The following is a 24,084-nucleotide window of genomic DNA, read 5'->3' as shown; positions in this document are numbered from 1 at the left end:
CTTTTTTAAAAGGTACTAACCCTTAATCTATCTGGTTTATACTTTTAAAAGCAATTAGAACCTCTCTTGTATCTAGAACTTTTTCTACATAATTCTTAAACTGAATATAATCTTTAGGAGTAATCAAATCAGAAGATACATTAGACTCAATATCTATTTCTAAAAGATTTTTATTAATTAGCTTGTAAGAAATTGAATAACTATGATTTTTAAAACTATAAGTATTTTTTTCTGGTAAGCCTACAAACTCTTCATTCTCTTTAAGCCTTACAATTATTTTTTCTTTATAATAATCAGAATTTTCATATTTTCTATAATCTATTGGATACAATCGTTTATCTAATTGAATAACTAAATTATTATACGGATTTAAAAAAAACGGCACCTTAAACGTCTGTAAATCTGCTACTTTGTTTATTTTTATGTCTGAAGTTAATTTCATTTTATATAAAGCTGTTCCTTTGTTTTTATTTACCTTTATTTTTTCAATATCATTAAATTTAACAGGTTCACTTGTTCTATTAGAAATCTCTTGATGAAGTTCATCTTTTAATAATTCACCTTCTTTATTTGTTAAAACATCAATATAATAAGATGCTAAATGACCAGTGACTTGTGTCTCTAACTCAATTTCTGACTCTTCTTTATGTAAATTTAAGTCGGTAATACTTATAAATTTTGCTTTTTCTCTAAGTACATTGTTTAGTTTAAATAAACCTTCAACAACTTTGGTTGAGTTATCATAAGGTATTTCTAAAGCAGTTGCTTCACGAAGAGACATTGGCAATGATTTAAATGGTAAATGCTTATCTGTAAGCTCTAAAAATTGAGCTTCTCCATTTATTTTTACCTTAACAATACAATGATTAAAATCGGTACTTGGAAGCAATAGCTGGCTCTTAGCATAATCTGCAGTAAGGATTAAAACCATATTTACATCTAACTCGGCTTTTTTTGCTAAAACTAAAAATAAAGATGAAAAATCTTTACAGTCTCCTAGTTTAGTTTTTATTGTTTTTGATGGTTTTTGTGGTACATACCCTCCTTGTCTAAAGCTTACGTGACTATAATTTAAATTGTCCGTTATATAATAATAAATCTTTTTTGCTCTTTGATTTTCTGATAATTGCTTGTATCCATCTATAAATATTTCATTGAATACTTCTTCTACCTTTTTATCTACTTTTAACTGCTTTCTAACAATATCAGAATACCAAGAAGCTATATCATTCCAAGAATTAATAGAGCTAACACTTAATCTCGTTACTACATCGTTAAAAGCTGGCATATAGTCTTCTGTTATTGGAATACCAGGCACATTATTTAGTTCCCATTCATGAACATAATAATCTCCTTTTTTATATGTGTGATACTTAAGATCTCCATTCTTTACTACTTGATTTACTTCTTTATCTAAAGTTAAGAGCCTATAAATATTTTTGGAAATAGGATGATACCCTTTAAACCCATGACTTAAAATATAATCTTTATAAAACCTACCGTAAGTTGAGTAAGTTGTTACGTAATCTACATAAACAACATCCCCTATTTCTAACCCAGAAAAAACAAGGTTAGCTCCATTACGATCAGCAGGAATAGATTCTCCGTTAGGTTTTATTATTTCTGCTTTCTTTATTAGATAATCTCCCGACAAGCCTAAATCATATTCTTTAAAAATATCTACACCATTTAAAGAAGTTATTTCCTGAATAAAAGTTTCTTGAAATTCTCCTCCTCCTCTATTATGACTTAAGACCGTTACTTGATTTAATAATGTATTTATACCATAATTATTTGTGGTATTCTTATTTCTATTCTGATTAATATATCCATAAGCATCTTTTAAACTAAATTCATCAAGTACATTCTTCTTATTTTCTAAATCATTAATTTTTTTTCTCAATTTATGATCTGATGGACTTCTATCTAGAGCTATCTTATATAGATTTATGGCTTCTTTTTTCTTTCCTAATTGAACATAAGCATCTCCTTTTGCCTTTATAAAAGCATATGAATTTGGATAGTTTTCAATCCCTTGTTCTATAAAAGGTAAGGACCTTTTATATTGATTTGTATCATGAAATAATTTAATTAATCTATATAAAAAATCATTATCATAACTAAACCTGTTTATAACCTCAGTATACAAATCAACTACTTCTTCAACTCTATTTTGTTTTTTATAATAGTAACCTAAATACTTTATAACTTCTGAGTTAAACTCTAATTTATTATATTTTTCTAAAGTGTTTATTGTGGCTTTGTCATCATTAAAAAGTTTAGTATAAAATTCAGAAAAAACAGATTTCATACTTGATGGCAATGTTTTATCTTCTAGCAACTCCTTTAATTTCTCTTTCATTTCTAACTTATTTTCTCGACGTAAGAAAATCATGAAATCAGACACTTTTTCAATAAATGGGTAATTAATTGAGTTTTTAATTTTTTTCATTTTCTTTTCATATGCCTCAATATCCAACCTCATTAAGTCGTCAAATCCCTGATACTCTAAAAAAGAAGACATGTAGTAATTTGGGTCTTCTCTTTTTAAATTATCCTGTATTCTTTTTAAAGCACTATCATCCCCTTTTGCACTATAACATTCCGCTAAACAAGTTCGTATCAATGAACTCTTAGGATGTTTCTCATACCAATCTTCTAAAAGGTTCATTGCTTTATTTATTCTTCCATTTCTATAATAAGTAAGAAATAAATTAAATTTTATCAAATTAGTGTCGTAATCTGGATTTTTAAGTTTTTCCTCAAAATACTTTTCTATACTATGAGGAACTAGTTTAGGGTCTACTTCTTTTACACTACTTTTTTTATAATTTCTATTAACAAACGATGTCTTATAACTCTTTAAAGGCTTTCCTTCTAAGTCTTCCATTCTTAAAATAAAATATGGATTACTTCCATTTGTTGCCAACTTAATTAAAAACCTATTAACTCCTTTTTGAAGATTTACCTCATAAGTATAAGCGTCTAATTCTGTATTATACTGATCATCGTCTTCTAAAACCAATACATCGTTAATCCAAAAACGAATTAACCCTCCTTTACCTAACTTTACTAAAACTCTTTGATCTTTTGAAGACTCAATAAATGTTTGAGCATAATGAACTCCTGCCCCATATTCAGAGTGGTTAGTAAACAAATTATATACTTCAGAATTGTTCGATGATTTATACCATTGTGCATCTCCGTTACTTTGAGCATCAAAAACCACTTTATTCGACGATTCCTCTTCTGGAGGATAAGGCATATCTATACCGCTAGAATTTAAATTTTCAAAAACACCGCAATGCTCCCAATCTCTTACAGCATTTATATTATTCATTAACATAGTATAAGAATCCCAATCTTTAAGGTTTCTTTTAGTTATCGATTGTAAATAAAAAAGCCCATTCTTAACCGTTGTATTCTTTACTTGAGAAGCATCTATAAACTGAGGTGACTTATATGTTTCAGAATTAAACCCCATATCGAAATAATCACTAAAAAAGTAATTCATTGTCCAATTAGAAAACATATAGTTTTCATAGTTCTCATAATTAGAAATTTTCTTCAATAGTTCATGGTCACTACGCATATTACCATTCTCCATTTCTACTAGCTTCTTCAGAATTAGATTCTCAACATCATCTTCATAATTTAGTTTATCTACTAAACTAAGTGCTTTATCCCGGTTATTATCTAACAAAGCACTCCATATTTCGAGGTTTTTTTGCGCATTTATAGTTAAAGAAAAAAATAGAAAAATCATACAAGTAAATATGTTTTTCATTCTTGGGTAGGTAAAATAATAAATCATAGTAAGTTTTTAAATATAGCATTTTTTGATACTAATCCAAACCTAAGTAAATAGAACATAATATCCTAAAAAATCATAAAAAAAGTCCGCTGTAGGTTTACAGCGGACTTTTTTATTTATTTAAAACAATTAACTTACTGTAGAGAAGCTAAACTAGCTTTAATTGTTTCAATTTTAGCTAAGGTGTCTGACTCTTTTTTACGTTCTAACGTAATCACTTGCTCTGGTGCATTACTTACAAAACGTTCATTAGACAACTTCTTTTGAATTCCTGTTAAGAAACCTTCAGCTCTTTTTAACTCTGCATTTAGCTTAGTTATTTCTGCTTCTACATCAATGGTATCTAACGAAATCGGAACAAAATATTCATTTGATTTTACACGGAAAGACGCTGCACCTTCTACCTTTTCGGTAACATAGTTAATTTCTGAAGCATTCGTTAACTTTTGAATTACTACATCAAACTCTTTTGTAAACTTTTCGTTATTTACAACAGACAGTTCAATTGCGTCTTTAAACGAAATATTTTTATTTTTTCTAATTGTTCTAATTCCTGAAACAACCCCTGTAGCAAATTCAAAATTCGTTATCAATTCTTCATTTGTTTCTCCTACTGTTGGATATTTAGCTATAATTAATGCATCTTCAGGAGTTCTTTCTGTAATGTGTTGCCAAATTTCCTCTGTTAAGAAAGGCATAAATGGATGTAATACTTTTAAATTATTCTCTAATACTTCTATTACAGCTTTGTATGTTTTTGCATCGATTGGTTGTTGGTATCCTGGCTTTACAATTTCTAATAACCATGATGAAAAATCATCAGTAATTAACTTGTAAATTGCCATTAAAGCATCTGATAAACGATACTTACTAAAGTGATCTTCTATTTCTAACAACACTTTATTAAACTTAGCCTCATACCAAGCTAATCCTATTTTAGCCGTTTCTGGTTGCGCTAAACTTTCGTCTATTTCCCACCCTTTAATTAAACGGAAGGTATTCCAAATTTTATTAGCAAATCCTTTTCCTTGTTGGCATAAATCTTCATCAAATAATAAATCGTTTCCAGCCGCTGCACTTAATAATAACCCTACACGAACTCCGTCAGCTCCAAAATCTTCAATTAACTTTAAAGCATCTGGTGAGTTCCCTAAAGATTTACTCATTTTTCTACGTTGCTTATCACGTACTAAGCCTGTTAGGTATACGTTTTCAAACGGACGTTCATCTTTGTATTCATATCCAGCAATAATCATACGTGCCACCCAGAAAAATAAAATATCTGGTCCGGTAACTAAATCATTGGTTGGGTAATAATACTTGATTTCTTCGTTCTCAGGATTACGTATTCCATCGAAAACTGACATTGGCCATAACCAAGAAGAAAACCAAGTATCTAATGCATCTGGATCTTGTTTTAAGTCAGAAGCTATTAATGATGTATTTCCTGTTTTTTCTTGAGCTAATTTAACTGCATCTTCTATGCTTTCTGCAACAACAAAATCTTCTTTCCCGTCTCCAAAATAGAAAGCAGGAATTTGTTGTCCCCACCATAACTGACGTGAGATATTCCAGTCACGAATGTTTTCCATCCAGTGACGATATGTATTTTCAAATTTTCTTGGGAACAACTTCACCTCTCTATCTTCACCTAGTACAGCTTCTATAGCTGGCTTTACCAACTCTTCCATTTTTAAGAACCATTGATCTGATAACCTTGGTTCTATTACTGCTTTCGTTCTTTCAGATGTCCCTACTTTATTGGTATGAACTTCTGTTTTTACTAAAAAGCCTTTCTCTTCCAATTCTTTGGTAATTTCTTTACGAACTACGAAACGGTCTTTTCCTTCATAATGTAACCCGAATGAATTTAAGGTAGCATCTTCATTAAAGATATCTATTACCTCTAGGTTGTGCTTATCTCCTAAAGCTTTATCATTTTCATCGTGAGCAGGTGTCACTTTTAAACAACCTGTTCCAAATTCAACATCTACATATTCATCTTCAATAATTGGGATTTCTCTATTACAAAGAGGAACAATAGCTTTCTTACCTTTTAAATGAGTAAAACGTTCATCGTTTGGGTTGATACAAATAGCTGTATCTCCTAGAATAGTTTCAGGACGTGTTGTTGCTATAGTTACTTTCTCTTCAGAGTCAACAATATCATACTGTAAATAGTATAAATTTCCTTGGCGTTCTTCATAAATAACCTCTTCATCAGAAAGTGTAGTTTTAGCCTCAGGATCCCAATTTACCATACGGTATCCACGGTAAATTAATCCCTTATTATATAGGTCCACAAATACCTTAATTACTGATTCTGACAATGCAGGATCCATGGTAAATGCAGTACGTTCCCAATCACAAGAAGCTCCTAACTTTTTTAATTGATCTAAAATAATCCCTCCATACTCATTTTTCCATTCCCAAGCATGTGCTAAAAATTCTTCACGAGTTAAATCATTTTTATCAATACCTTGTTCTTTTAATTTCGCTACTACTTTTGCTTCAGTAGCAATTGAGGCGTGGTCAGTACCTGGAACCCAACACGCATTTTTTCCTTGTAAACGAGCACGACGAATTAACACATCTTGAATTGTATTGTTTAACATATGCCCCATATGTAATACTCCTGTAACGTTTGGTGGCGGTATAACAATTGTATAGGGTTCGCGTTCATCTACTTCTGAATGAAAGTAATTGTGTTTCATCCAGTAATCGTACCATTTTCCTTCTACTTCTTTGGAATTATATTTTGATGGAATATTCATATGTTATGTGTATCTTTATGGTTAATAATTTAACATTTTTTAACCTTTGGCATTGTTTTTGAAATTCGATTAGCAAAAATACAACTATCTATGAGGTACAGAAAATTAGAGGTTGTTTTTTTAGAACTTAAAGAAATAATACTAAATTTGTAGCGGTTAATACCCTAAAAAATTAATTTTTAACATTATGAGAACAATTTTATCATTTATCGCTGTTTGCTTTATTACCTTAACAGTAAGCGCTCAAGAATTTAAATTTGAAACTGAAACTATTGACTATGGAAAAATAGCTTATGGGTCTGAAGGAAAACGCGTATTTGAATTTACAAACGTAGGTGAAGCTCCTATTATAATTAAGGATATCGTATCTCCTTGTGGATGTACAGTACCTACTAAACCTGAAGAACCAATTATGCCTGGTAAAAAAGGACAAATTGAAGTTTCTTATGACACAAAAAGATTAGGTGGTTTTTCTAAAACTTTAACTGTTATTTCAAATGCTAAAAACAAAAGAAAAAGAGTTAAAATTAAAGGATTCATTGTAAAGGATGCAACTCCTGCCAAAGAGAAAAGTACGGTAAGCGATAGCTAAAAACTTATTATACATAAAAAAAAGCTCAACAAATGTTGAGCTTTTTTTATATTCTTTGTTCTAGCTTAAACATAAACCTTAGCCTAACACCTGCTCTTTCTGCTTCTATCTTTATTTTCTTACCTGGTTTTGTATGAAACATATCTATAATCTCATTTAAATGATATTCATGTGCTGCCTTTCCATTAATTCTCTTTATTACATCTCCAATTTGAAGACCTGCTTTAAAAGCTGGTGAATTTTCTACTACTTTATCTATTTTATACTTAGGCTTAAAACGATAAAAATATGTACTTACTAAAGAAATTACATTACTTTTTTGTGTTTGATTATTTGAACCATAAGCATCTTCAAACTTAGTCGCTCCTTTTTCTTTTATTAACTCTTGCCCATCATATATTATATGTAGACCACTCATATTATAATAAAAGCCTCTATTTAATGAAGCGTTCTTTTTCAGTATTACTCTTTTATTCGGGTAATCAAGCCATACCTTAAAACGTTTTAAAATTCCTCCGCCAATACTACCATTCCTTTCTTTAAATTGTCTGGCATTAAAGGTTGATGAAGAATCTAAAAAAGATACTGTTGGTTCACTTATTTTAAACTTTCCTATAGAAATTTTCTGAAGCCTACTTCTATTTCCATAGATAGTACCACTAAACCCCTCTCCTATTATATCTTTAAAAAACTTCTTAGGTGTTTTCAACTCTTTTTTTGTTCCCTCAAACAACCAAACTGCGTCACTACCTCCTGTATCAATTAATAATTTTACTGGTAACATTGTTGTTTTCAAAGTATCAACTTGCACATTTACATCTATGTAAGGTTTATTTCTATAAAATTGTAAAGGAAAACTTTCACATCTATTACATACATTCAGTTTATAAGTTTTAGGGTTGTAAAAATCAATCCTCTTGCTAGCATAATTAATTTTGACTATAACATCTTTTAATAAATCATACCCTATAATACCGTGAATGGTTGTTCCCATTTTAGCAGAAATATCAAAAGCATCTTTCAAAATAACATATAACCCTTGATTAGAACTAGCTATGTTTTTAATTCTAAAATTATTACCTCTAGAAAATAATGCTTCTACTGGAGCTCCACTCCCTAACCCCCTTATAAACACTTTTTTTACATTATTTAAACCAATACTATCTTTAGAAGTTAGATTAAATAAAATTGTCTTATTTACCCCTGTATCCAAAATAAATGATAGTTTGTGTCCATTAATTTCCAATGGAATAACGACTAAATTGTTAATTAACTGAAACTTTATCGATTGTTTATCAATCTCTTTACCTAAAAACTGAAAGTTTTGTTGAGTAAAAGCTGAAGTACTTAAAAAAAGTATAAAAAAGTATAGTAATAATCTATTCAAAAGAACTTATTTTATAGTTATATACTTAAATATACAACCTTCATTTTAGAAATTCTGGTTTTTATGATTTTTTTAACCGATTTTTTCATCGTAAACATTCTAATACTCTCAAATATATTTTGCAAATTTGCCTTTCAAACAACTAATTTAATTTAAAAATGCCATCAATTTCTAGTAAAGGAAACGCAATGCCTCAATCACCAATTCGTAAATTGGTTCCTTTTGCTGAGGCTGCTAAAAAAAATGGAACAAAAGTTTATCATTTAAATATTGGTCAACCTGATATTAAAACACCACAAGTTGCTTTAGACGCAGTAAAAAACAATAGTATTGAAGTATTATCATATGCTAGATCTGAAGGTTCAGAAGAATACAGAACCAAACTAGCTAACTATTATGCTAAAAATGATATTCATGTAATGGCTAATAATATTATTGCTACTACAGGAGGTTCAGAGGCTTTATTATTTACTATTGGTAGTATTACCGATCCAGGAGATGAAATTATTATCCCTGAACCTTTTTATGCTAACTATAATGGTTTTTCTACTGCTTCAGGAGTAAAAGTAGTTCCTGTTATTTCTAAAATTGAAAATAACTTTGCTTTACCTGCTATTGAAGATTTTGAGAAGTTAATTACTCCAAAAACTAAAGCAATTTTAATTTGTAACCCTGGGAATCCAACTGGATATTTATACAGCAAAGAAGAAATTGAAAAGCTAAAACAAATTGTGTTAAAACATGATTTATTTTTAATTGCTGATGAAGTATATCGTGAATTTACATACGATGGTGAAAAGCATAATTCAGTAATGGCTTTAGAAGGATTAGAACAAAATGCTATTATGATTGACTCTGTATCAAAACGTTACAGTATGTGTGGTGCAAGAATTGGTTGTATTGTTTCTAAAAACGAAGATTTTATTGGAACAGCTATTAAATTTGCTCAAGCACGTCTAAGCCCACCAACCTATGCCTTAATTGCCAGTGAAGCTGCTTTAGATACTCCTCAAAGTTACTTTGATGAAGTTATTGAAGAGTATGAGGATCGTAGAAATACCTTAATTTCTGAGTTACAAAAAATTGAAGGAGTAAAAGTTGCCAATCCTAAAGGTGCTTTTTACTGTGTTGCTGAATTACCAGTAAAAGATACTGATGACTTTGCTCAATGGATTTTAGAAAAATTCAGCGATAATAATGAAACGGTAATGGTAGCTCCTGCAAGTGGATTCTATTCTACCGAAGGTGAAGGAAAAAATCAGGTGCGTATTGCCTATGTTTTAAACAAAGCCGATTTAAAACGTTCAGTTGAGATATTAAAAATCGCCTTAGAAAAATATAATAGTTAATTGAATATTCAAGAAAACATATCTTTAAAAGAGTACAACACGTTTGGTATTGATGTAAATGCCAAACGTTTTGTTTCTATTACTTCTGTATACCAACTACAACAGCTTTTAAAAGAGGAAAAAAATCTTTTTTTAATTTCTGGTGGTAGTAACATGTTACTTACCAAAGATATTGAAAACCTAGTTGTACATATTGATATTAAAGGAATTTCTATTGATAGAGAAAATAATAATGACATCTACATAACTGTAAATGCTGGTGAAAACTGGCATGAATTTGTGTTGTGGTGCGTTTCTCAAAACTATGGTGGACTGGAAAACTTATCTCTAATCCCTGGAAATGTAGGTACTTGTCCTATCCAAAACATTGGAGCCTATGGAGTTGAAGTAAAAGATACTATCACAAAAGTAGAAGCTGTTGAAATAAAAACAGGAAAATTAGTTTCTTTTTCTGCGGAAGAATGTCAGTTTGGATACCGTAATTCCATATTTAAAAACGAAGCCAAAGGGAAATATGTGTTAACTTCAGTAAGTTTTCAACTCACTAAAAACAATCACAAACTTAATACTTCCTACGGAGCTATTGAGTCTGAGTTAGCTTCAAAAGATATTACAAATCCAACTATAAAAGATATTTCTGATGCTGTAATCGCCATACGTCAATCAAAATTACCAGACCCAAAAGAAATAGGAAACAGTGGTAGTTTCTTTAAAAATCCAGTAATTTCAAGAGAACATTTTGAAAAACTTCAGAAAAAGTATCCTAATACTCCTAGTTATGTTATTTCTGATACTGAAATTAAAGTACCAGCTGGTTGGTTAATTGAACAAAGTGGATTTAAAGGAAAGCGTTTTGGCGACTATGGAGTCCACGAAAAGCAAGCCTTAGTCTTAGTGAATTACGGAAATGCAAAGGGAAATGAAATTTATGAATTGGCACAAAATATTCAACACACTATCAAAGAAAAGTTTAATATTAACCTAGAAATAGAGGTAAACATTATTTTATAAAATTACAATTAATTCTAACATTTTAGCCATACTTCAATTTCATTAGTATAAATTTATTTAATTTTATACAAAAAAATATGAAGTTCGTATCTTTGCAGTACAAAACAATACATCATGAAATTAATTTTTGTTACCATAGGATTATTAGCGTTAGCATTTGCTGGAATTGCCATTAAAATTTGGGCAAAAAAAGACGGAGAGTTTGCTGGTACTTGTGCTAGCCAAAACCCGATGTTAAATGAGAGTGGTGAAGCTTGTGGATTTTGTGGTAAAACTCCAGACCAGTTTGATACTTGTAGTGAACCTCAACATAATAATTAAACAAGTACCAATTAACTAATCTTTTTTAGAATTTATCACTTTACCCTTCTCTCTTACAGCAGCTACTATTTTGCAAAAGGAAGTAAAAAAATCTATGTTTAGATGTTATATCGTTCAAGATATTACTCTTCCATAACTAGAGTTACTTAGTTTTTTATAGCTGTATACTTGGTATTTACCGAATATCGCTATAAATTAGTATATTTATATCAAATCAAATTTTGAAACCCAAGCATTGGACATAAATCAGGAAAAAGTATTTCACCACATTCAACAAGCTAAAAAAGGAAATCAAATATCTTTTAATTATTTATTAGATACTTTCTGGGGGAGCGTGTATGCTTTTCAGCTGAAAAAAACCAAAAATGATAATGATGCTGAAGATATTACTATTCAGACTTTTTCTAAGGCCTTTGATAGAATTGAAACTTTTGATGAAAACTATCAATTCAAAACTTGGTTAATTACAATTTCAAAAAACGTATACATCGATTCTCTTCGAAAGAAAAAATCTACCATATATACACAAACAACTGAAGAACAAGAAAAAGAAGTGTATGCTGTTGTTGATGACGCTCCGTCTCCTGAAGACAAAATTATTACTGAACAAAACTTAGCGAAACTTCTAAAAGACATTAAAAAATTAAAACCAAAATATCAAGATGTCATCAACCTTCGGTATTTTCAAGAATTAAGTTATAAAGAAATTTCTGAGCAAATTGGGGAACCGATAAATAATGTAAAAGTAAAATTATTACGTGCAAAAAAATTATTAGCTGAAATAATAAAGAAATCATAAATTGCAAAACCATAAAAATCAAAACTTTATGATTTTACAGTTTAATGCAATAAGAAAATATCTACATAAAAAAGAATTTCAACCAAAAAGAGAAGAAAAAAAGCATCTGAAAACTTTGTTTGAAAAGTTAAAAGATGGTGACTATTTAAACTTTTAAGCTCTCTTTTTCATGAAAAAATCTCTCTTAAACCTATTAGGCCCTGGACTATTATTTGCTGGTGCTGCCATAGGTGTTTCCCATTTAGTACAATCAACTAGAGCTGGTGCCGATTTTGGCTTTGGTTTACTATGGGCTTTACTCCTAGTACACATTATCAAATATCCTTTTTTTCAATTTGGCCCTCGATATGCTACAGCAACAGGCGAAACGCTTTTAGATGGTTATAAAAAACTTGGTAAAGGAGTTTTAATCAGCTATTTCATATTAAATATTGCAACTATGTTTACCATTCAAGCTGCAGTAACTATTGTTACAGCCAGTTTAGCTTCTAATATTTTTGGTATTTCACTTGATTTAGTAGCGTGGTCTGTATTAATTATGTTCATCAGTATTGTTTTACTAGGCATAGGGAAATACAAGTTTTTAGATAACTTAATGAAGTATATTATTGCTATTTTAACCATTAGCACTATAATAGCCGTAAACATTGCCCTATTTAAAACTGACAAGGGTTTTAGCTTTCAACAAATAATACCTAGCGGAACAGCTCAAGTAACCTTTTTAATTGCTTTCTTAGGATGGATGCCCGCTCCGTTGGATATTTCTATTTGGCATTCTTTATGGTCGGTAGAAAAAGACAAAACTACTTTTGTAAAAATAAAGCCTAAACAAGCCATTTTTGATTTTAATGTTGGCTATATTGGAGCCTTATTTTTAGGAGTTTGTTTTGTTATGTTAGGTGCTTTAGTTATGCATCAATCAGGAGAATCATTCTCTAGTAAAGGAACTATTTTTGCTTCTCAACTAATCAATTTATACACAAAAAACTTAGGAGAATTTTCTTCTGTATTTATTGGTATTGCAGCTTTTACAACTATGTTTAGTACTACCATTACAACATTAGATGCTTCACCAAGAGCTATGGAAAAATCTTCTTTTTTACTTTTTCCGAGAACAACAAGAACAATAAAATTAGGCTACTGGTTTTGGTTACTACTGTTAACGCTTGGAACCTCTGTTATTTTATATTGTTTTTTAAGTGATATGGTATTTCTTGTACGAATAGCCACAGTTTTATCTTTTTTAACAGCTCCGTTTTATGCTATTCTTAACTATATCTTAATTACTGGTAAGCATACGCCAAAAAAGTACAGACCAAATATTGGTTTACGCATTTTGAGTCTTATAGGTATTGTTTTTTTGTTCGGATTTAGTATTTGGTTTTTACTTAGTTTATAAATCTTTTCTTCGTAAATTTGCAGTTCAATTTTTATGGAATGGCAAACGAAACTGTAGCAACACCAGAAAGAACGAAAAAACCAAAATGGTTACGTGTAAAATTACCTGTAGGAAAAAAATACACGGAACTAAGAGGACTTGTTGATAAATATAAATTAAACACTATTTGTACCAGCGGAAGCTGTCCAAACATGGGTGAATGTTGGGGAGAAGGTACTGCTACCTTTATGATTTTAGGTAACATCTGTACACGTTCATGTGGGTTTTGTGGTGTTAAAACTGGACGTCCAGACACCGTTGAATGGGATGAACCTGAAAAAGTAGCTCGTTCTATTAAATTAATGAATATTAAACATGCGGTAATTACCTCTGTTGACCGTGATGATTTAAAAGATGGAGGTTCTATTATTTGGTCTGAAACAGTACAGGCTATTCGTAGAGCTAATCCGAATACTACTTTAGAAACTCTTATTCCTGATTTTCAAGGAAACGAAAAATTAATAGACCGTATTATTGAAGTAGCTCCTGAAGTTGTTTCTCACAATATGGAAACGGTACGTCGCTTAACTCGTGAAGTTCGTATTCAAGCAAAATATGATCGTAGCTTGGGGGTTTTAAAATACCTAAAAGAAAACGGAATGCGTACTAAATCTGGAATTATGCTTGGTTTAGGCGAAACAGAAGATGAAGTAATACAAACCATGAAAGACTTACGTAATGTTGGATTGGATGTTATTACTATCGGTCAATATTTACAACCTAGTAAAAAACACTTACCTGTTAAGGAATTTATAACACCAGAACAATTCAAAAAATACGAAACATTAGGGTTAGAAATGGGCTTTATGTATGTAGAAAGTGGTGCCTTAGTACGTTCATCGTATAAAGCACACAAACACGCTAGCTAACCTTAAATTAAAATATCCTTAACTTTTTAACGGTTTAACGTTAAAAAAATGTCAAATAATTAAAAATTAAATAAAGTACCGCTTTTTATTTATAATTTTGGCACAGATATTGGAAACAACAATACCGTAAGCAAGTAACATTGTTTTCATTGTGTAAATTATTTGAATTAGTTGATTAACAAAGAAGCCCGCTCAAATTGAGCGGGCTTCCTGTTTTTATTCTCTTTAGAGATGCTAATTTTAAATAGCTCTAATTATATCATATTTTGTAATGATGTGGTGTTTTCCATTTTCTAAATCAACTAAAACTGCTTGATTTTCTTTGTTAATTAACTTAGATACCTCATCAATAGAAGCTGATTTTTTAACTGTAGGATATGCTCTTCCCATTACATCTTTAATAGGCTTTTCTGCTATATTTTTATCTTCTAAATAACTATATAATAATGCTGATTCATCTACTGAACCTACAAACCCATTTACATCTCTTACAGGAATCTGTGATATTTTAAATGCACGCATTCTTTCGATAGCATGCGATACTAATTCTTCTGTTTGAACAGTTACTAATGGTTTATCTATATGATCTTTAATTAAATCTTCAGCTGTAGTAATTTCTTCATCTAAGAATCCTCTATCACGCATCCAATCGTCATTAAACATTTTTCCTACATAACGGCTTCCATGATCGTGAAATAACACTACCACTACATCATCAGGTTTAAACTCGTCTTTTAACTGTAATAATCCTTTAATAGCTGAACCTGCTGAATTCCCTACAAAAATCCCTTCTTCCTTAGCTATTTTGCGTGTGTAAATAGCAGCATCTTTGTCAGTTACTTTTGTAAATCCATCAATTAAAGAAAAATCAACATTTTTAGGTAAAATATCTTCCCCAATTCCTTCCGTAATATATGGATAGATTTCATTTTCATCAAAGATACCAGTTTCGTGATATTTTTTAAATACGGAACCGTATGTATCTACTCCCCAAATTTTAATATTTGGATTCTTTTCTTTTAAAAACTTAGCAGTCCCTGAAACCGTTCCTCCTGTTCCTACTCCAACAACAAAATGTGTGATTTTACCATCGGTCTGTTCCCAAATTTCTGGTCCTGTTTGTTCATAATGTGCTTGTGCGTTTGACGGATTATCATATTGATTCACATACCAAGAGTTTGGAGTTTCCTCCCCTAAACGCTTAGATACAGAATAATATGAACGAGGGTCATCTGGTTCTACATTCGTAGGGCAAACAACTACCTCTGCTCCTACAGCACGCAGAATATCCATTTTTTCTTTTGATTGCTTATCTGAAATTACAAAAATACATTTGTACCCTTTTACAATAGCTGCTAATGCTAATCCCATTCCTGTATTTCCTGAAGTACCTTCTATAATGGTACCTCCTGGCTTTAAACGACCATCTGCTTCAGCATCTTCTATCATTTTAAGTGCCATACGGTCTTTTACAGAGTTTCCTGGATTAAACGTTTCTACTTTAGCTAATACTAAAGCATCTACTTCTTTTGTTACTGAGTTTAATTGAACTAAAGGTGTGTTACCAATAGTTTCTAATATATTTTTTGCGTACTTCATATCTTATTAATGTTATGCAAAACTAAGCAAATCGAATGGATTTTGAAGGGCGAATTTTTGTAATGATATATGAAGGTACTATCAACATTAAAAAGCAAAGTATTAGCGTACCTATGTTTAACAATAAAATTGCCAAGAAATTAATATCTACAGGCATTGTTGATACATAATAAGTTTCAGGATCTAGACTTATTAACTTCGTATATTTTTGAATTAAAAGTATACTAAGCCCAATAAGGTTTCCCCAGAACAATCCTTTTAAAATTAAGTAAGAAGCATTGTATAAAAATATTTTTCGGATACTCCAATTTACACTTCCCAATGCTTTTAAAATTCCAACCATTTGTACACGTTCTAGAATAAGAACCAACAATGCTGTTACCATGTTTATTCCAGCAACCAACACCATGATTCCAATAATAAACCATACGTTATTATCTAATAGTTTTAACCACTCAAAAATAGCAGGATAATTATTTACAATGGTAATACTATTTAAGGTTGCTCCAATACTTGTATACACTTCATCTCCTTTTTCTTTAAGCATATCATAATCATCAATCAACACTTCAAAGCCTCCTATTTCATTGTCTTTCCAACGATTAATTTTTTGAACCTCTCTTAAGTCTCCCAACAACATAATCTTATCAAACTGTTCAAAACCTGTATTGTATATTCCCACAATAATTGGCTTTCTTGATTTAAATTTCAAACTACTGTTTTCTGCTCCAAACCATGTTTGAATGGTATCGTTTAGTTTAAAATGCAATCGGTTTGCAATAGATTGAGAAATTAGAATTTCTCGGTTTCTATCTTGGGTAAAATCTGGTAAACGACCCTCAACTAAACACTCATTAAAAAAAGTAAAATCGTAATCAGCCGAAACTCCTTTAAAAATAATTCCTTCAAAATCAGTAGGAGTTCTAATTATCCCTCCAACATTAGCAAAAGGTTGTACTTTTTTTATGCCGTCAATGTTTTTAAACTCTGGATAAAACTCTTGGTTAATATCAATCGGTACTGTTGAAACATCTGAATTGTTATTATCGTAATTTACAATTTGAATATGCCCTTTAAAGCCTGTCATTTTATCGCGCACCTTATTCTGAAACCCAGAGGTAATCGACACTGCAATTAACATAATAGCTACACCAAGAGCAATGGCAATGGTTGCAATGGTAATAATTGGTGATGAAATACTGCTTTTATACTGTTTTCCAGCAATGATTCGTTTTGCTATAAATAATTCGAAGTTCAAATGTTTTCTTTTTTACAAACCAAAAGTAACTAATTCTTATGTAAAGAAAGAGAAGAATACCTAGGTTTTAATTCTTTAACTTTTATTATTCTTAAAAAATAGAAATCTGTACCTTTATGTTTTAATTTTTTATAGATGAAGCTTACTTTTAATTACGTTTTTTTACTTTTTTTAGTATTCAGTTTTCAATTTTCTTCTTGTGCACAACAACAAAAAAAATCAACTACTAAAGAAGAGCCAATACAAGAACAGCCAAAAACAATTAAAACGGGTGCTGATAGAACTACAGCTTACCTTCCTCTTTTAAGGAATAAAAATATTGCCATAGTTGCAAATCAAACTTCCGTATTGCAAGTGTTACAACGAGCTGAAGTTGCCCCCAACATTATGGGGTCTGAAATGGTACAACATCACTTAGTAGATTATTTACATAATTACGATAGAATTAACGTTCAAAAAGTATTTGCTCCTGAGCATGGTTTTAGAGGAAAAGCTGATGCTGGTGAAGCCATAGCTGATGGAAAAGATGTAAAAACAGGGATTCCAATTATTTCGTTGTACGGAAAAAACAAAAAACCTTCACCTGAACAATTAAATGGAATTGATGCTGTTGTTTTTGACATTCAAGATGTAGGCGCACGTTTTTACACCTATATCTCTACGTTACATTATGTGATGGAAGCTTGTGCCGAGGCAAATATTCCTGTAATTTTATTAGATAGACCAAACCCAAACGGACATTATATTGACGGACTTATTTTAGAACCTGAACACAAAAGTTTTGTAGGCATGCACCCTGTTCCTGTAGTTTACGGAATGACAATTGGTGAATACGGTAAAATGATTAATGGTGAAAAGTGGTTAGCAAATGGTATTCAGTGTAACTTAACCGTAATTCCGCTAGAAAATTACACACATCAATCAACATATAGTTTACCGATAAAACCATCGCCTAATTTACCGAACGATGTTTCAATAAACTTATACCCTAGTTTATGTTTTTTTGAAGGAACCAATGTATCTGCTGGAAGAGGAACAGATAAACAATTTCAAATTTATGGTTCACCACATTTAGAAAAAACTGATTTTAGTTTTACACCACAACCCAATGAAGGTGCAAAACATCCAAAACATAAAGAAAAAATGTGTTTTGGGGAAGATTTAAGCACTTCTGAACGTTTAGTTAACCTAAACCTTAGTTGGTTAGTAAAAGCATATCAACAGTCTCCTAAAAAAGAGTTTTTCAATGCTTTTTTCACCAAACTAGCTGGCACTAAGAAACTACAAGAACAAATTGAACAAGGACTTTCTGAAGAAGAAATCAAAGCAAGTTGGCAACAAGGTTTAAATGACTTTAAAAAGATACGTGAACAGTATTTGTTGTATGAGTAACAAAGAAAATTCACTTTTATAAATTTTACGATTTTTCACTTTACACTTATATAGATTATATTCTAGAGTTAGTTTTACAAGCTATGAAAAAAGATATTTTACATAATTTAGAAAACCTTTTAAAAAGGTCCCTTATCCAGTTAAAAGGAGCTACCTTAGAAAAGATAATAACGAGTTATATAAATGAAACAAATCAACATTACTTAAGTATTGGGGTTAACCATTATTTAGAAGATGAAGAATCAATAGAATTAAATAAATTAAAGAAGAATCCTGAACTAAAACAATTCTTTCAAAAAGCAATTGAATTTAAATTTAATGAAAATCAAATAATTGAAAAATTCAAGTTGAATATACAAAATGCTTTTGCTGAAATAAAGGTAAAGGATCAATCTGAACAAAAGGTAATAAGGCTTCAAGCTATATTTTTAGAATATGACCTCTTACCTACAGCGTCAATTTATGGATATGGAAAAGGAGATTATCTATTATTAAAAAAACCTAAGTATTTAGGATTTTATCCAAAAGATGAAATATTTATTAGTATTGAAAAAATAGATTATAGTACTGTTTGGAAAAACCTAATCTCCTTTAATAATACTATTGAACAATATGGAATTGACGATTATATTTTTGAATCGGATATATACCTAGCTCTTAAAGATGCTTATATTTTCAAAACATATATTTTATTACATAAAGCTTTTGATGGACTAGGAAATAAAATATTCGATGGAATTGAAATTGAAAAACCATTAATGATTTATGGAAGCGAACATGATTGTGAAGCCATAAATATTTATATGTTTGAATAAATATAATTGGTTACAAAAACCCCTGCTCTTTCATCCAGTTATTAGAATAAATCTTATTCATATAACGAGAACCGTGATCTGGTAAAATTACGACTACTACACTATTTTCATCAAAAAAACCATTGTCTGCGTATTGTTGTGTAGCTTGTAAGGCTGCTCCTGAAGTATACCCTGCAAAAATACCTTCTGCTTTTACTAATTCTCTAGCTTTTAAAGCCGCCTCTTTATCTGATACTTTTTCGTACACATCTACCACATCAAAATCAGTAGAAGTAGGAATTAAGTTTTTACCTAAACCTTCTATTTTATAGGGACTAATTTCATTTGAATCAAACTCACCTGTTTCATGATACTTTTTAATCACTGAGCCCATCGCATCGACTCCTAAAATTTGAATATCAGGATTTTGTTCTTTTAAATAACGTGCTGTTCCAGAAATCGTTCCTCCTGTCCCGCTTGCTGCAACTACGTGAGTTACTTTTCCGTCGGTTTGTTCCCAAATTTCTGGTCCCGTACTCTTATAATGTGCTTCAATATTTAATTCGTTAAAATACTGATTGATATAAATAGACCCTGGATTTTCTCTATGCAATCTTTTAGCTACTTCGTAATACGAACGAGGATCGTCAGGAGTAACATTTGCAGGACAAACATGTACTTCTGCTCCCATAGACTTTAACATGTCTATTTTGTCTTGAGAAGACTTATCACTCACTGCCAAAATACATCGATATCCTTTTACAATACTAATCATTGCCAATGAAAACCCTGTGTTACCAGATGTTGTTTCAACAATAATATCTCCTTCTTTTACGATTCCTTTTTGTTCTGCTGTTTCTATGATATGCAATGCAATTCTATCTTTAGCAGAGTGACCTGGGTTAAAAGCTTCAACTTTTGCATAATACGTACCCGGTAAGTCTTGGGTAATTCGATGCAGTTGAATCATGGGGGTTTGACCTACTAAATCTATTATTGAATTGGTAATACCTTGATGTCTTTTCATTATGTTTTATAAATAAGAAAAAGTGTCATTACGAAAATTAGACACGAAAAATCTGTTGAGATTGTTCGTTGCTTTCGCAATGACACTTACACTCAATCGAGCGCAAAAATATAATTATTTTTTTAACTTACCTTCTAACATTAAAAAGAACGTATATTCTTCTGCTGTTTCTTTTAAAGCATCGAACCTTCCTGAGGCTCCTCCATGACCTGCTTCCATATTAGTATGTAAGAATAACATGTTGTTATCTGTTTTTAATTCACGTAGTTTCGCTACCCATTTTGCTGGCTCCCAGTACTGTACTTGGCTATCATGTAAACCTGTAGTTACTAACATATTTGGATATGCTTTTGCTTCAACTTGATCGTATGGAGAATACGACTTAATATAATCGTAATATTCTTTATTATTCGGGTTCCCCCATTCGTCATATTCACCTGTAGTTAATGGAATACTATCATCTAGCATGGTAGAAATTACATCAACAAAAGGCACCGCAGCTATGATTCCGTTATATAGCTCAGGATTCATATTTACAATAGCCCCCATTAATAAACCTCCTGCAGAACCTCCCATAGCATATAAATGCTCTGGAGATGTATAACCGTTATCAATTAAATATTTAGAACAATCAATAAAATCGGTAAATGTATTTTTCTTGTTCAACATTTTACCATCTTCATACCACTCACGTCCTAAATACTGACTTCCTCTAATATGCGCTAAAGCATATACAAATCCACGATCTAATAAACTTAAACGTGTTGTTGAAAACCCATCATTAATTGTATATCCGTAAGAACCGTACGCATATTGTAAGATTGGTGTATTTTTATCAAGCTTCGTATCTTTATGGTGTACAATTGATAACGCTACTTTTTTACCATCTCGTGCAGGTACCCATATACGCTTGCTTACATAATTATTTTTATCAAACTTTCCTCCTAAAACTTCTTGCTCCTTTTTAACTTCTTTTGACCTGTCTTTCATATTGAAATCAATCACAGAGCTTGGAGTTGTCATTGAATTATATGAGTAACGAATTACCTCTGTATCGAATTCAGGGTTACCATATACTCCTGCTGAATAGGTTTCTTCTTCAAAAGGTAAGTAGTAGTCTTCAGTTCCATCCCATCGTTTAATACGGATTTTATTCAATCCTTCGTTTCTTTCTTCTAAAACTAAATAGTCTTTAAAAATTGAAAAATCTTCAAATAAGGTATCTTCTCTATGTGGAATTACATCTACCCAGTTTTCTTTCCCAGGCTTATCTACAGGAGTTTTCATCAACTTAAAATTGGTTGCTCCGTCCTTATTGGTTTTAATATAAAAATGATCTCCGTAGTGTGCTACTTCATATTCTAAATCACGCTCACGTGGTTGAATTATTTGTAATTCTCCATCAGGATTATTAGCATCTAATACATGGTATTCTGTTGAAACTGTACTATACGAACCTATTATGATATAATCCTTAGATTTTGATTTGGTGACAAAAGCTCCGAACGTATCGTCTTTTTCTTCATACACTAATTCATCTAAAGATGCATCAGAACCCAACGTATGTTTGTAAATCTTTGAAGAACGTAACGTTACAGGATCTTTTTTAGCATAAAACAACGTTTTATTATCATTTGCCCATACAGAACCTCCAGTGGTATTTTCAATAATATCTTTATAGATTTTACCAGTTTCTAAATTTTTAATTCTAATAAAATATTGACGACGACTAACTGTGTCTGTAGCAAAAGCTGTCATTTTATTATCTGGTGACACATTTAACCCTCCTAACTGAAAATAATCATATCCTTTTGCTTCATTATTCACATTGAACATGATTTCTTCTTCTGCTTCTAAAGTTTCTTTTTTACGGCTATAAATAGGATATTGCTGTCCTTTTTCATAACGAGTTATGTAAAAGTATCCATCTTTTTTGTATGGTACTGACTCATCATCTTCTTTTATGCGCCCTTTCATTTCTTGAAATAACTCTTCTTGAAACTCTTTAGTTTCTTTTGTCATTTCTTCATAATAAGCGTTCTCTGCATTTAAGTAATCGTATACTTTTTGAGTTTGTTCGTCTTTAACTTCTGTATTTTTTTGAGCATCAGTTAAACGCATCCAAAAATAATCATCAGTACGTATATCTCCGTGTTTCTCTAACTTAGTTGGTTGCTTTTCAGCAACTGGGGCTTTGATATCTTTATTCATTTCTTGTTTTTTGCAAGAACCAAAAATAAGACTAAAAAACAAAGCCGGTAGCATTATTTTTTTCATTTTTTAAGTTGGTTTATATTTCTTGTGAAAATACTATTTTTGTTGGAAAATAAATCATAAAAACTGTACAATATGTTCGGAGATATTTCTGGAATGATGGGTAAACTAAAAGAAGCTCAACAAAAAGTAGAAGAAACAAAAAAACGATTAGATACCGTTTTAATTGATGAAGCAATTGCTGGAGGAAATGTAAAAGTTACCGTAACCGCTAATCGTGAAGTTAAAGCTATTACAGTAGATGAGTCTTTGTTAGATGATAAAGAAGAATTGGAAGACTATTTAATCTTAGCGCTAAACAAAGCATTAAAACGTGCTGGTGAAATTAACGAACAGGAATTAGCTGTTGCTGCTAAAAGCGGAATGCCTAATATTCCTGGAATGGATATGTTCAAATAATAAGTTATGCCTGTACAATTAGAAGATTATATGTTGCCTTGCTTAAACAAAAAATTCTTTGGAGTTGACTGTTTAGGTTGTGGTATACAGCGTGCTTTGAGCTTAATTTCACAAGGAGAGTTCGTTGCTGCTTTTAAAATGTACCCTGCAATATATACTTTATTGCTTTTAGCTTTTGTTGTAGGCATTAACTTCTTCTATAAAGTAAAATATGCTCAAAAAATAATCAGTATATTGGCTATTATTAACATAATTATTATAGTGAGTAGTTATGTTATAAAAATGAATCAATTAATTTAAACTTTAGAAAACTATGGAAAAACAATTCAACCCAACGGCTATTTATGTACTATCTATAATTAGCTTCCTATGTTGTTGTTTTGCTGGATTAGGTATTGTATTGGCTGCACCTGCTTTTATAATGGCTAATAATAAGCTAAAAGAAGCTGAGGCTAACCCTGAGGAATATAATGCTGCTACAATCAAATCTATAAAAACAGCTAAAATGGTTGCTATGATTGCTTTAATATTAAATGCCATTTATTTATCAATGACTATTTATAGAGTTGCAACAACAGATTGGGATGTTCTTATGGAACAATATAACAGACAGTTAGAACAATATCAATAATAACTCATAAAAAAGCGACCAAATGGTCGCTTTTTTTTATTTAAACCAACTTATTATTGTTTCTATACCTTGTCTTATATGTGAACCTATAGCATACCCTAATTCATAATCTTTATCTGTTCCTCCGTTAATTTCGATTTGTTCTTTAATTGATAATTCTTTCATTTTTTAATGTTTTTTTATTAATGTTTATCTACTCCTGCAAGTCCGTCATACAAACCATGGATATTATCAAGCACCCTTCCAGTTACATATCCATTAAGTATAACTAACGACTCAACATAGTCAAAAAAACCACCTCCGTTTACCTCTAGTAACTCCTCTTTACTTAAACTAATTAATTTTGAATCTTCCAT

21 protein-coding genes are annotated in these 24,084 nt (G+C 30.8%); 12 read left to right on the top strand and 9 right to left on the bottom strand.

Annotation, left to right across the window (positions count from 1 at the left end; translation table 11 throughout):
* Positions 1-22 precede the first annotated feature (22 nt).
* Positions 23-3,787, bottom strand: coding sequence for a transglutaminase domain-containing protein (locus ABHQ57_RS08435; RefSeq protein ID WP_167713949.1), 3,765 nt, complete (start codon positions 3,785-3,787; stop codon positions 23-25).
* 161 nt (positions 3,788-3,948) lie between these two features.
* Positions 3,949-6,588, bottom strand: a complete 2,640-nt coding sequence (locus ABHQ57_RS08430) for a valine--tRNA ligase (protein ID WP_167713950.1) — start codon at positions 6,586-6,588, stop codon at positions 3,949-3,951.
* Between the two features lie 187 nt (positions 6,589-6,775).
* Between ABHQ57_RS08430 and ABHQ57_RS08425 the strand changes: the two genes are divergently transcribed.
* A complete protein-coding gene (locus tag ABHQ57_RS08425) occupies positions 6,776-7,180 on the top strand; it encodes a DUF1573 domain-containing protein (protein ID WP_047789497.1) in 405 nt (134 codons plus the stop codon).
* A 46-nt stretch (positions 7,181-7,226) separates the two neighbouring features.
* Here ABHQ57_RS08425 and ABHQ57_RS08420 read toward each other — a convergent pair whose 3' ends face one another.
* Complete coding sequence (locus ABHQ57_RS08420) at positions 7,227-8,567, bottom strand: aspartyl protease family protein (RefSeq protein WP_047789496.1); 1,341 nt, start codon at positions 8,565-8,567, stop codon at positions 7,227-7,229.
* A gap of 158 nt (positions 8,568-8,725) precedes the next feature.
* Here ABHQ57_RS08420 and ABHQ57_RS08415 point away from each other — a divergent pair, with 158 nt between their 5' ends.
* The 6 genes from ABHQ57_RS08415 to lipA all read left to right on the top strand — a co-directional run bounded on the left by ABHQ57_RS08415 (position 8,726) and on the right by lipA (position 14,354).
* Positions 8,726-9,916, top strand: coding sequence for a pyridoxal phosphate-dependent aminotransferase (locus ABHQ57_RS08415; protein WP_167713951.1), 1,191 nt, complete (start codon positions 8,726-8,728; stop codon positions 9,914-9,916).
* Positions 9,917-10,927, top strand: a complete 1,011-nt coding sequence (gene murB / locus ABHQ57_RS08410) for a UDP-N-acetylmuramate dehydrogenase (RefSeq protein ID WP_073182968.1) — start codon at positions 9,917-9,919, stop codon at positions 10,925-10,927. It abuts the gene before it with no gap.
* A 114-nt stretch (positions 10,928-11,041) separates the two neighbouring features.
* Entirely contained in the window at positions 11,042-11,248 is a 207-nt protein-coding gene (locus tag ABHQ57_RS08405; protein ID WP_047789493.1) for a hypothetical protein, read from the top strand.
* A 235-nt stretch (positions 11,249-11,483) separates the two neighbouring features.
* The gene (locus ABHQ57_RS08400) at positions 11,484-12,047 is read left to right on the top strand and encodes an RNA polymerase sigma factor (protein ID WP_082118657.1); all 564 of its coding nucleotides are present in this window, start codon (positions 11,484-11,486) and stop codon (positions 12,045-12,047) included.
* Between the two features lie 169 nt (positions 12,048-12,216).
* On the top strand, positions 12,217-13,446 hold the full coding sequence (locus ABHQ57_RS08395; RefSeq protein ID WP_073182973.1) for an Nramp family divalent metal transporter: 1,230 nt from the start codon (positions 12,217-12,219) through the stop codon (positions 13,444-13,446).
* 38 nt (positions 13,447-13,484) lie between these two features.
* Positions 13,485-14,354, top strand: a complete 870-nt coding sequence (lipA, locus tag ABHQ57_RS08390; RefSeq protein ID WP_047789490.1) for a lipoyl synthase — start codon at positions 13,485-13,487, stop codon at positions 14,352-14,354.
* Positions 14,355-14,594: 240 nt separating this feature from the next.
* Here the strand turns inward: lipA and ABHQ57_RS08385 are convergent, their stop codons facing one another.
* Positions 14,595-15,953 carry a pyridoxal-phosphate dependent enzyme gene (locus ABHQ57_RS08385; RefSeq protein ID WP_159490913.1) on the bottom strand — a complete coding sequence of 453 codons (1,359 nt, stop codon included), beginning with the start codon at positions 15,951-15,953 and terminating at the stop codon, positions 14,595-14,597.
* 22 nt (positions 15,954-15,975) lie between these two features.
* On the bottom strand, positions 15,976-17,211 hold the full coding sequence (locus ABHQ57_RS08380) for an FtsX-like permease family protein (RefSeq protein WP_159490911.1): 1,236 nt from the start codon (positions 17,209-17,211) through the stop codon (positions 15,976-15,978).
* A 135-nt stretch (positions 17,212-17,346) separates the two neighbouring features.
* On the opposite strand from ABHQ57_RS08380, the gene ABHQ57_RS08375 reads away from it, so the two are divergent.
* Both ABHQ57_RS08375 and ABHQ57_RS08370 read left to right on the top strand, forming a co-directional pair.
* The gene (locus ABHQ57_RS08375; protein WP_167713952.1) at positions 17,347-18,603 is read left to right on the top strand and encodes an exo-beta-N-acetylmuramidase NamZ domain-containing protein; all 1,257 of its coding nucleotides are present in this window, start codon (positions 17,347-17,349) and stop codon (positions 18,601-18,603) included.
* Positions 18,604-18,686: 83 nt separating this feature from the next.
* Positions 18,687-19,418 (top strand): hypothetical protein, encoded by a 732-nt coding sequence (locus ABHQ57_RS08370; protein ID WP_253680375.1) that lies wholly within the window; start codon positions 18,687-18,689, stop codon positions 19,416-19,418.
* 10 nt (positions 19,419-19,428) lie between these two features.
* Here ABHQ57_RS08370 and ABHQ57_RS08365 read toward each other — a convergent pair whose 3' ends face one another.
* Both ABHQ57_RS08365 and ABHQ57_RS08360 read right to left on the bottom strand, forming a co-directional pair.
* Positions 19,429-20,424 carry a PLP-dependent cysteine synthase family protein gene (locus tag ABHQ57_RS08365; RefSeq protein WP_047789484.1) on the bottom strand — a complete coding sequence of 332 codons (996 nt, stop codon included), beginning with the start codon at positions 20,422-20,424 and terminating at the stop codon, positions 19,429-19,431.
* Between the two features lie 114 nt (positions 20,425-20,538).
* Entirely contained in the window at positions 20,539-22,635 is a 2,097-nt protein-coding gene (locus tag ABHQ57_RS08360; protein ID WP_389863271.1) for a S9 family peptidase, read from the bottom strand.
* Positions 22,636-22,773: 138 nt separating this feature from the next.
* On the opposite strand from ABHQ57_RS08360, the gene ABHQ57_RS08355 reads away from it, so the two are divergent.
* From ABHQ57_RS08355 to ABHQ57_RS08345, 3 genes are read left to right on the top strand one after another with little or no spacing between them, the layout of a single operon-like run.
* Entirely contained in the window at positions 22,774-23,097 is a 324-nt protein-coding gene (locus ABHQ57_RS08355; RefSeq protein WP_047789483.1) for a YbaB/EbfC family nucleoid-associated protein, read from the top strand.
* A 6-nt stretch (positions 23,098-23,103) separates the two neighbouring features.
* Positions 23,104-23,397 carry a DUF2752 domain-containing protein gene (locus tag ABHQ57_RS08350; protein ID WP_231128418.1) on the top strand — a complete coding sequence of 98 codons (294 nt, stop codon included), beginning with the start codon at positions 23,104-23,106 and terminating at the stop codon, positions 23,395-23,397.
* A gap of 13 nt (positions 23,398-23,410) precedes the next feature.
* Positions 23,411-23,728, top strand: coding sequence for a CCC motif membrane protein (locus tag ABHQ57_RS08345; RefSeq protein ID WP_167713954.1), 318 nt, complete (start codon positions 23,411-23,413; stop codon positions 23,726-23,728).
* A gap of 36 nt (positions 23,729-23,764) precedes the next feature.
* Here ABHQ57_RS08345 and ABHQ57_RS08340 read toward each other — a convergent pair whose 3' ends face one another.
* On the bottom strand, positions 23,765-23,893 hold the full coding sequence (locus ABHQ57_RS08340; RefSeq protein WP_262886544.1) for a hypothetical protein: 129 nt from the start codon (positions 23,891-23,893) through the stop codon (positions 23,765-23,767).
* A 17-nt stretch (positions 23,894-23,910) separates the two neighbouring features.
* Positions 23,911-24,084 (bottom strand): hypothetical protein, encoded by a 174-nt coding sequence (locus ABHQ57_RS08335; protein ID WP_167713955.1) that lies wholly within the window; start codon positions 24,082-24,084, stop codon positions 23,911-23,913.

This window comes from Tenacibaculum sp. ZH5_bin.1, from assembly GCF_042865525.1.
Taxonomy (GTDB): Bacteria; Bacteroidota; Bacteroidia; order Flavobacteriales; family Flavobacteriaceae; genus Polaribacter; species Polaribacter mesophilus.
The sequence above is the reverse complement of the archived record's forward strand: the minus strand, read 5'-3'. Positions and strand labels throughout refer to the sequence as shown.

Excerpts from the sequence above, each read along its gene's own strand:
- ABHQ57_RS08345 (WP_167713954.1), top strand. The coding sequence starts at position 23,411 with ATGGAAAAACAATTCAACCCAACGGCTATTTATGTACTATCTATAATT.
- ABHQ57_RS08370 (WP_253680375.1), top strand. The coding sequence starts at position 18,687 with ATGAAAAAAGATATTTTACATAATTTAGAAAACCTTTTAAAAAGGTCC.
- ABHQ57_RS08365 (WP_047789484.1), bottom strand. The coding sequence starts at position 20,424 with ATGAAAAGACATCAAGGTATTACCAATTCAATAATAGATTTAGTAGGT.
- ABHQ57_RS08415 (WP_167713951.1), top strand. The coding sequence starts at position 8,726 with ATGCCATCAATTTCTAGTAAAGGAAACGCAATGCCTCAATCACCAATT.
- ABHQ57_RS08375 (WP_167713952.1), top strand. The coding sequence starts at position 17,347 with ATGAAGCTTACTTTTAATTACGTTTTTTTACTTTTTTTAGTATTCAGT.
- ABHQ57_RS08435 (WP_167713949.1), bottom strand. The coding sequence starts at position 3,787 with ATGAAAAACATATTTACTTGTATGATTTTTCTATTTTTTTCTTTAACT.
- ABHQ57_RS08360 (WP_389863271.1), bottom strand. The coding sequence starts at position 22,635 with ATGAATAAAGATATCAAAGCCCCAGTTGCTGAAAAGCAACCAACTAAG.
- ABHQ57_RS08355 (WP_047789483.1), top strand. The coding sequence starts at position 22,774 with ATGTTCGGAGATATTTCTGGAATGATGGGTAAACTAAAAGAAGCTCAA.
- lipA (WP_047789490.1), top strand. The coding sequence starts at position 13,485 with ATGGCAAACGAAACTGTAGCAACACCAGAAAGAACGAAAAAACCAAAA.
- ABHQ57_RS08385 (WP_159490913.1), bottom strand. The coding sequence starts at position 15,953 with ATGAAGTACGCAAAAAATATATTAGAAACTATTGGTAACACACCTTTA.
- ABHQ57_RS08395 (WP_073182973.1), top strand. The coding sequence starts at position 12,217 with ATGAAAAAATCTCTCTTAAACCTATTAGGCCCTGGACTATTATTTGCT.
- ABHQ57_RS08405 (WP_047789493.1), top strand. The coding sequence starts at position 11,042 with ATGAAATTAATTTTTGTTACCATAGGATTATTAGCGTTAGCATTTGCT.
- ABHQ57_RS08425 (WP_047789497.1), top strand. The coding sequence starts at position 6,776 with ATGAGAACAATTTTATCATTTATCGCTGTTTGCTTTATTACCTTAACA.
- ABHQ57_RS08335 (WP_167713955.1), bottom strand. The coding sequence starts at position 24,084 with ATGGAAGATTCAAAATTAATTAGTTTAAGTAAAGAGGAGTTACTAGAG.
- ABHQ57_RS08350 (WP_231128418.1), top strand. The coding sequence starts at position 23,104 with ATGCCTGTACAATTAGAAGATTATATGTTGCCTTGCTTAAACAAAAAA.
- ABHQ57_RS08430 (WP_167713950.1), bottom strand. The coding sequence starts at position 6,588 with ATGAATATTCCATCAAAATATAATTCCAAAGAAGTAGAAGGAAAATGG.
- ABHQ57_RS08340 (WP_262886544.1), bottom strand. The coding sequence starts at position 23,893 with ATGAAAGAATTATCAATTAAAGAACAAATCGAAATTAACGGAGGAACA.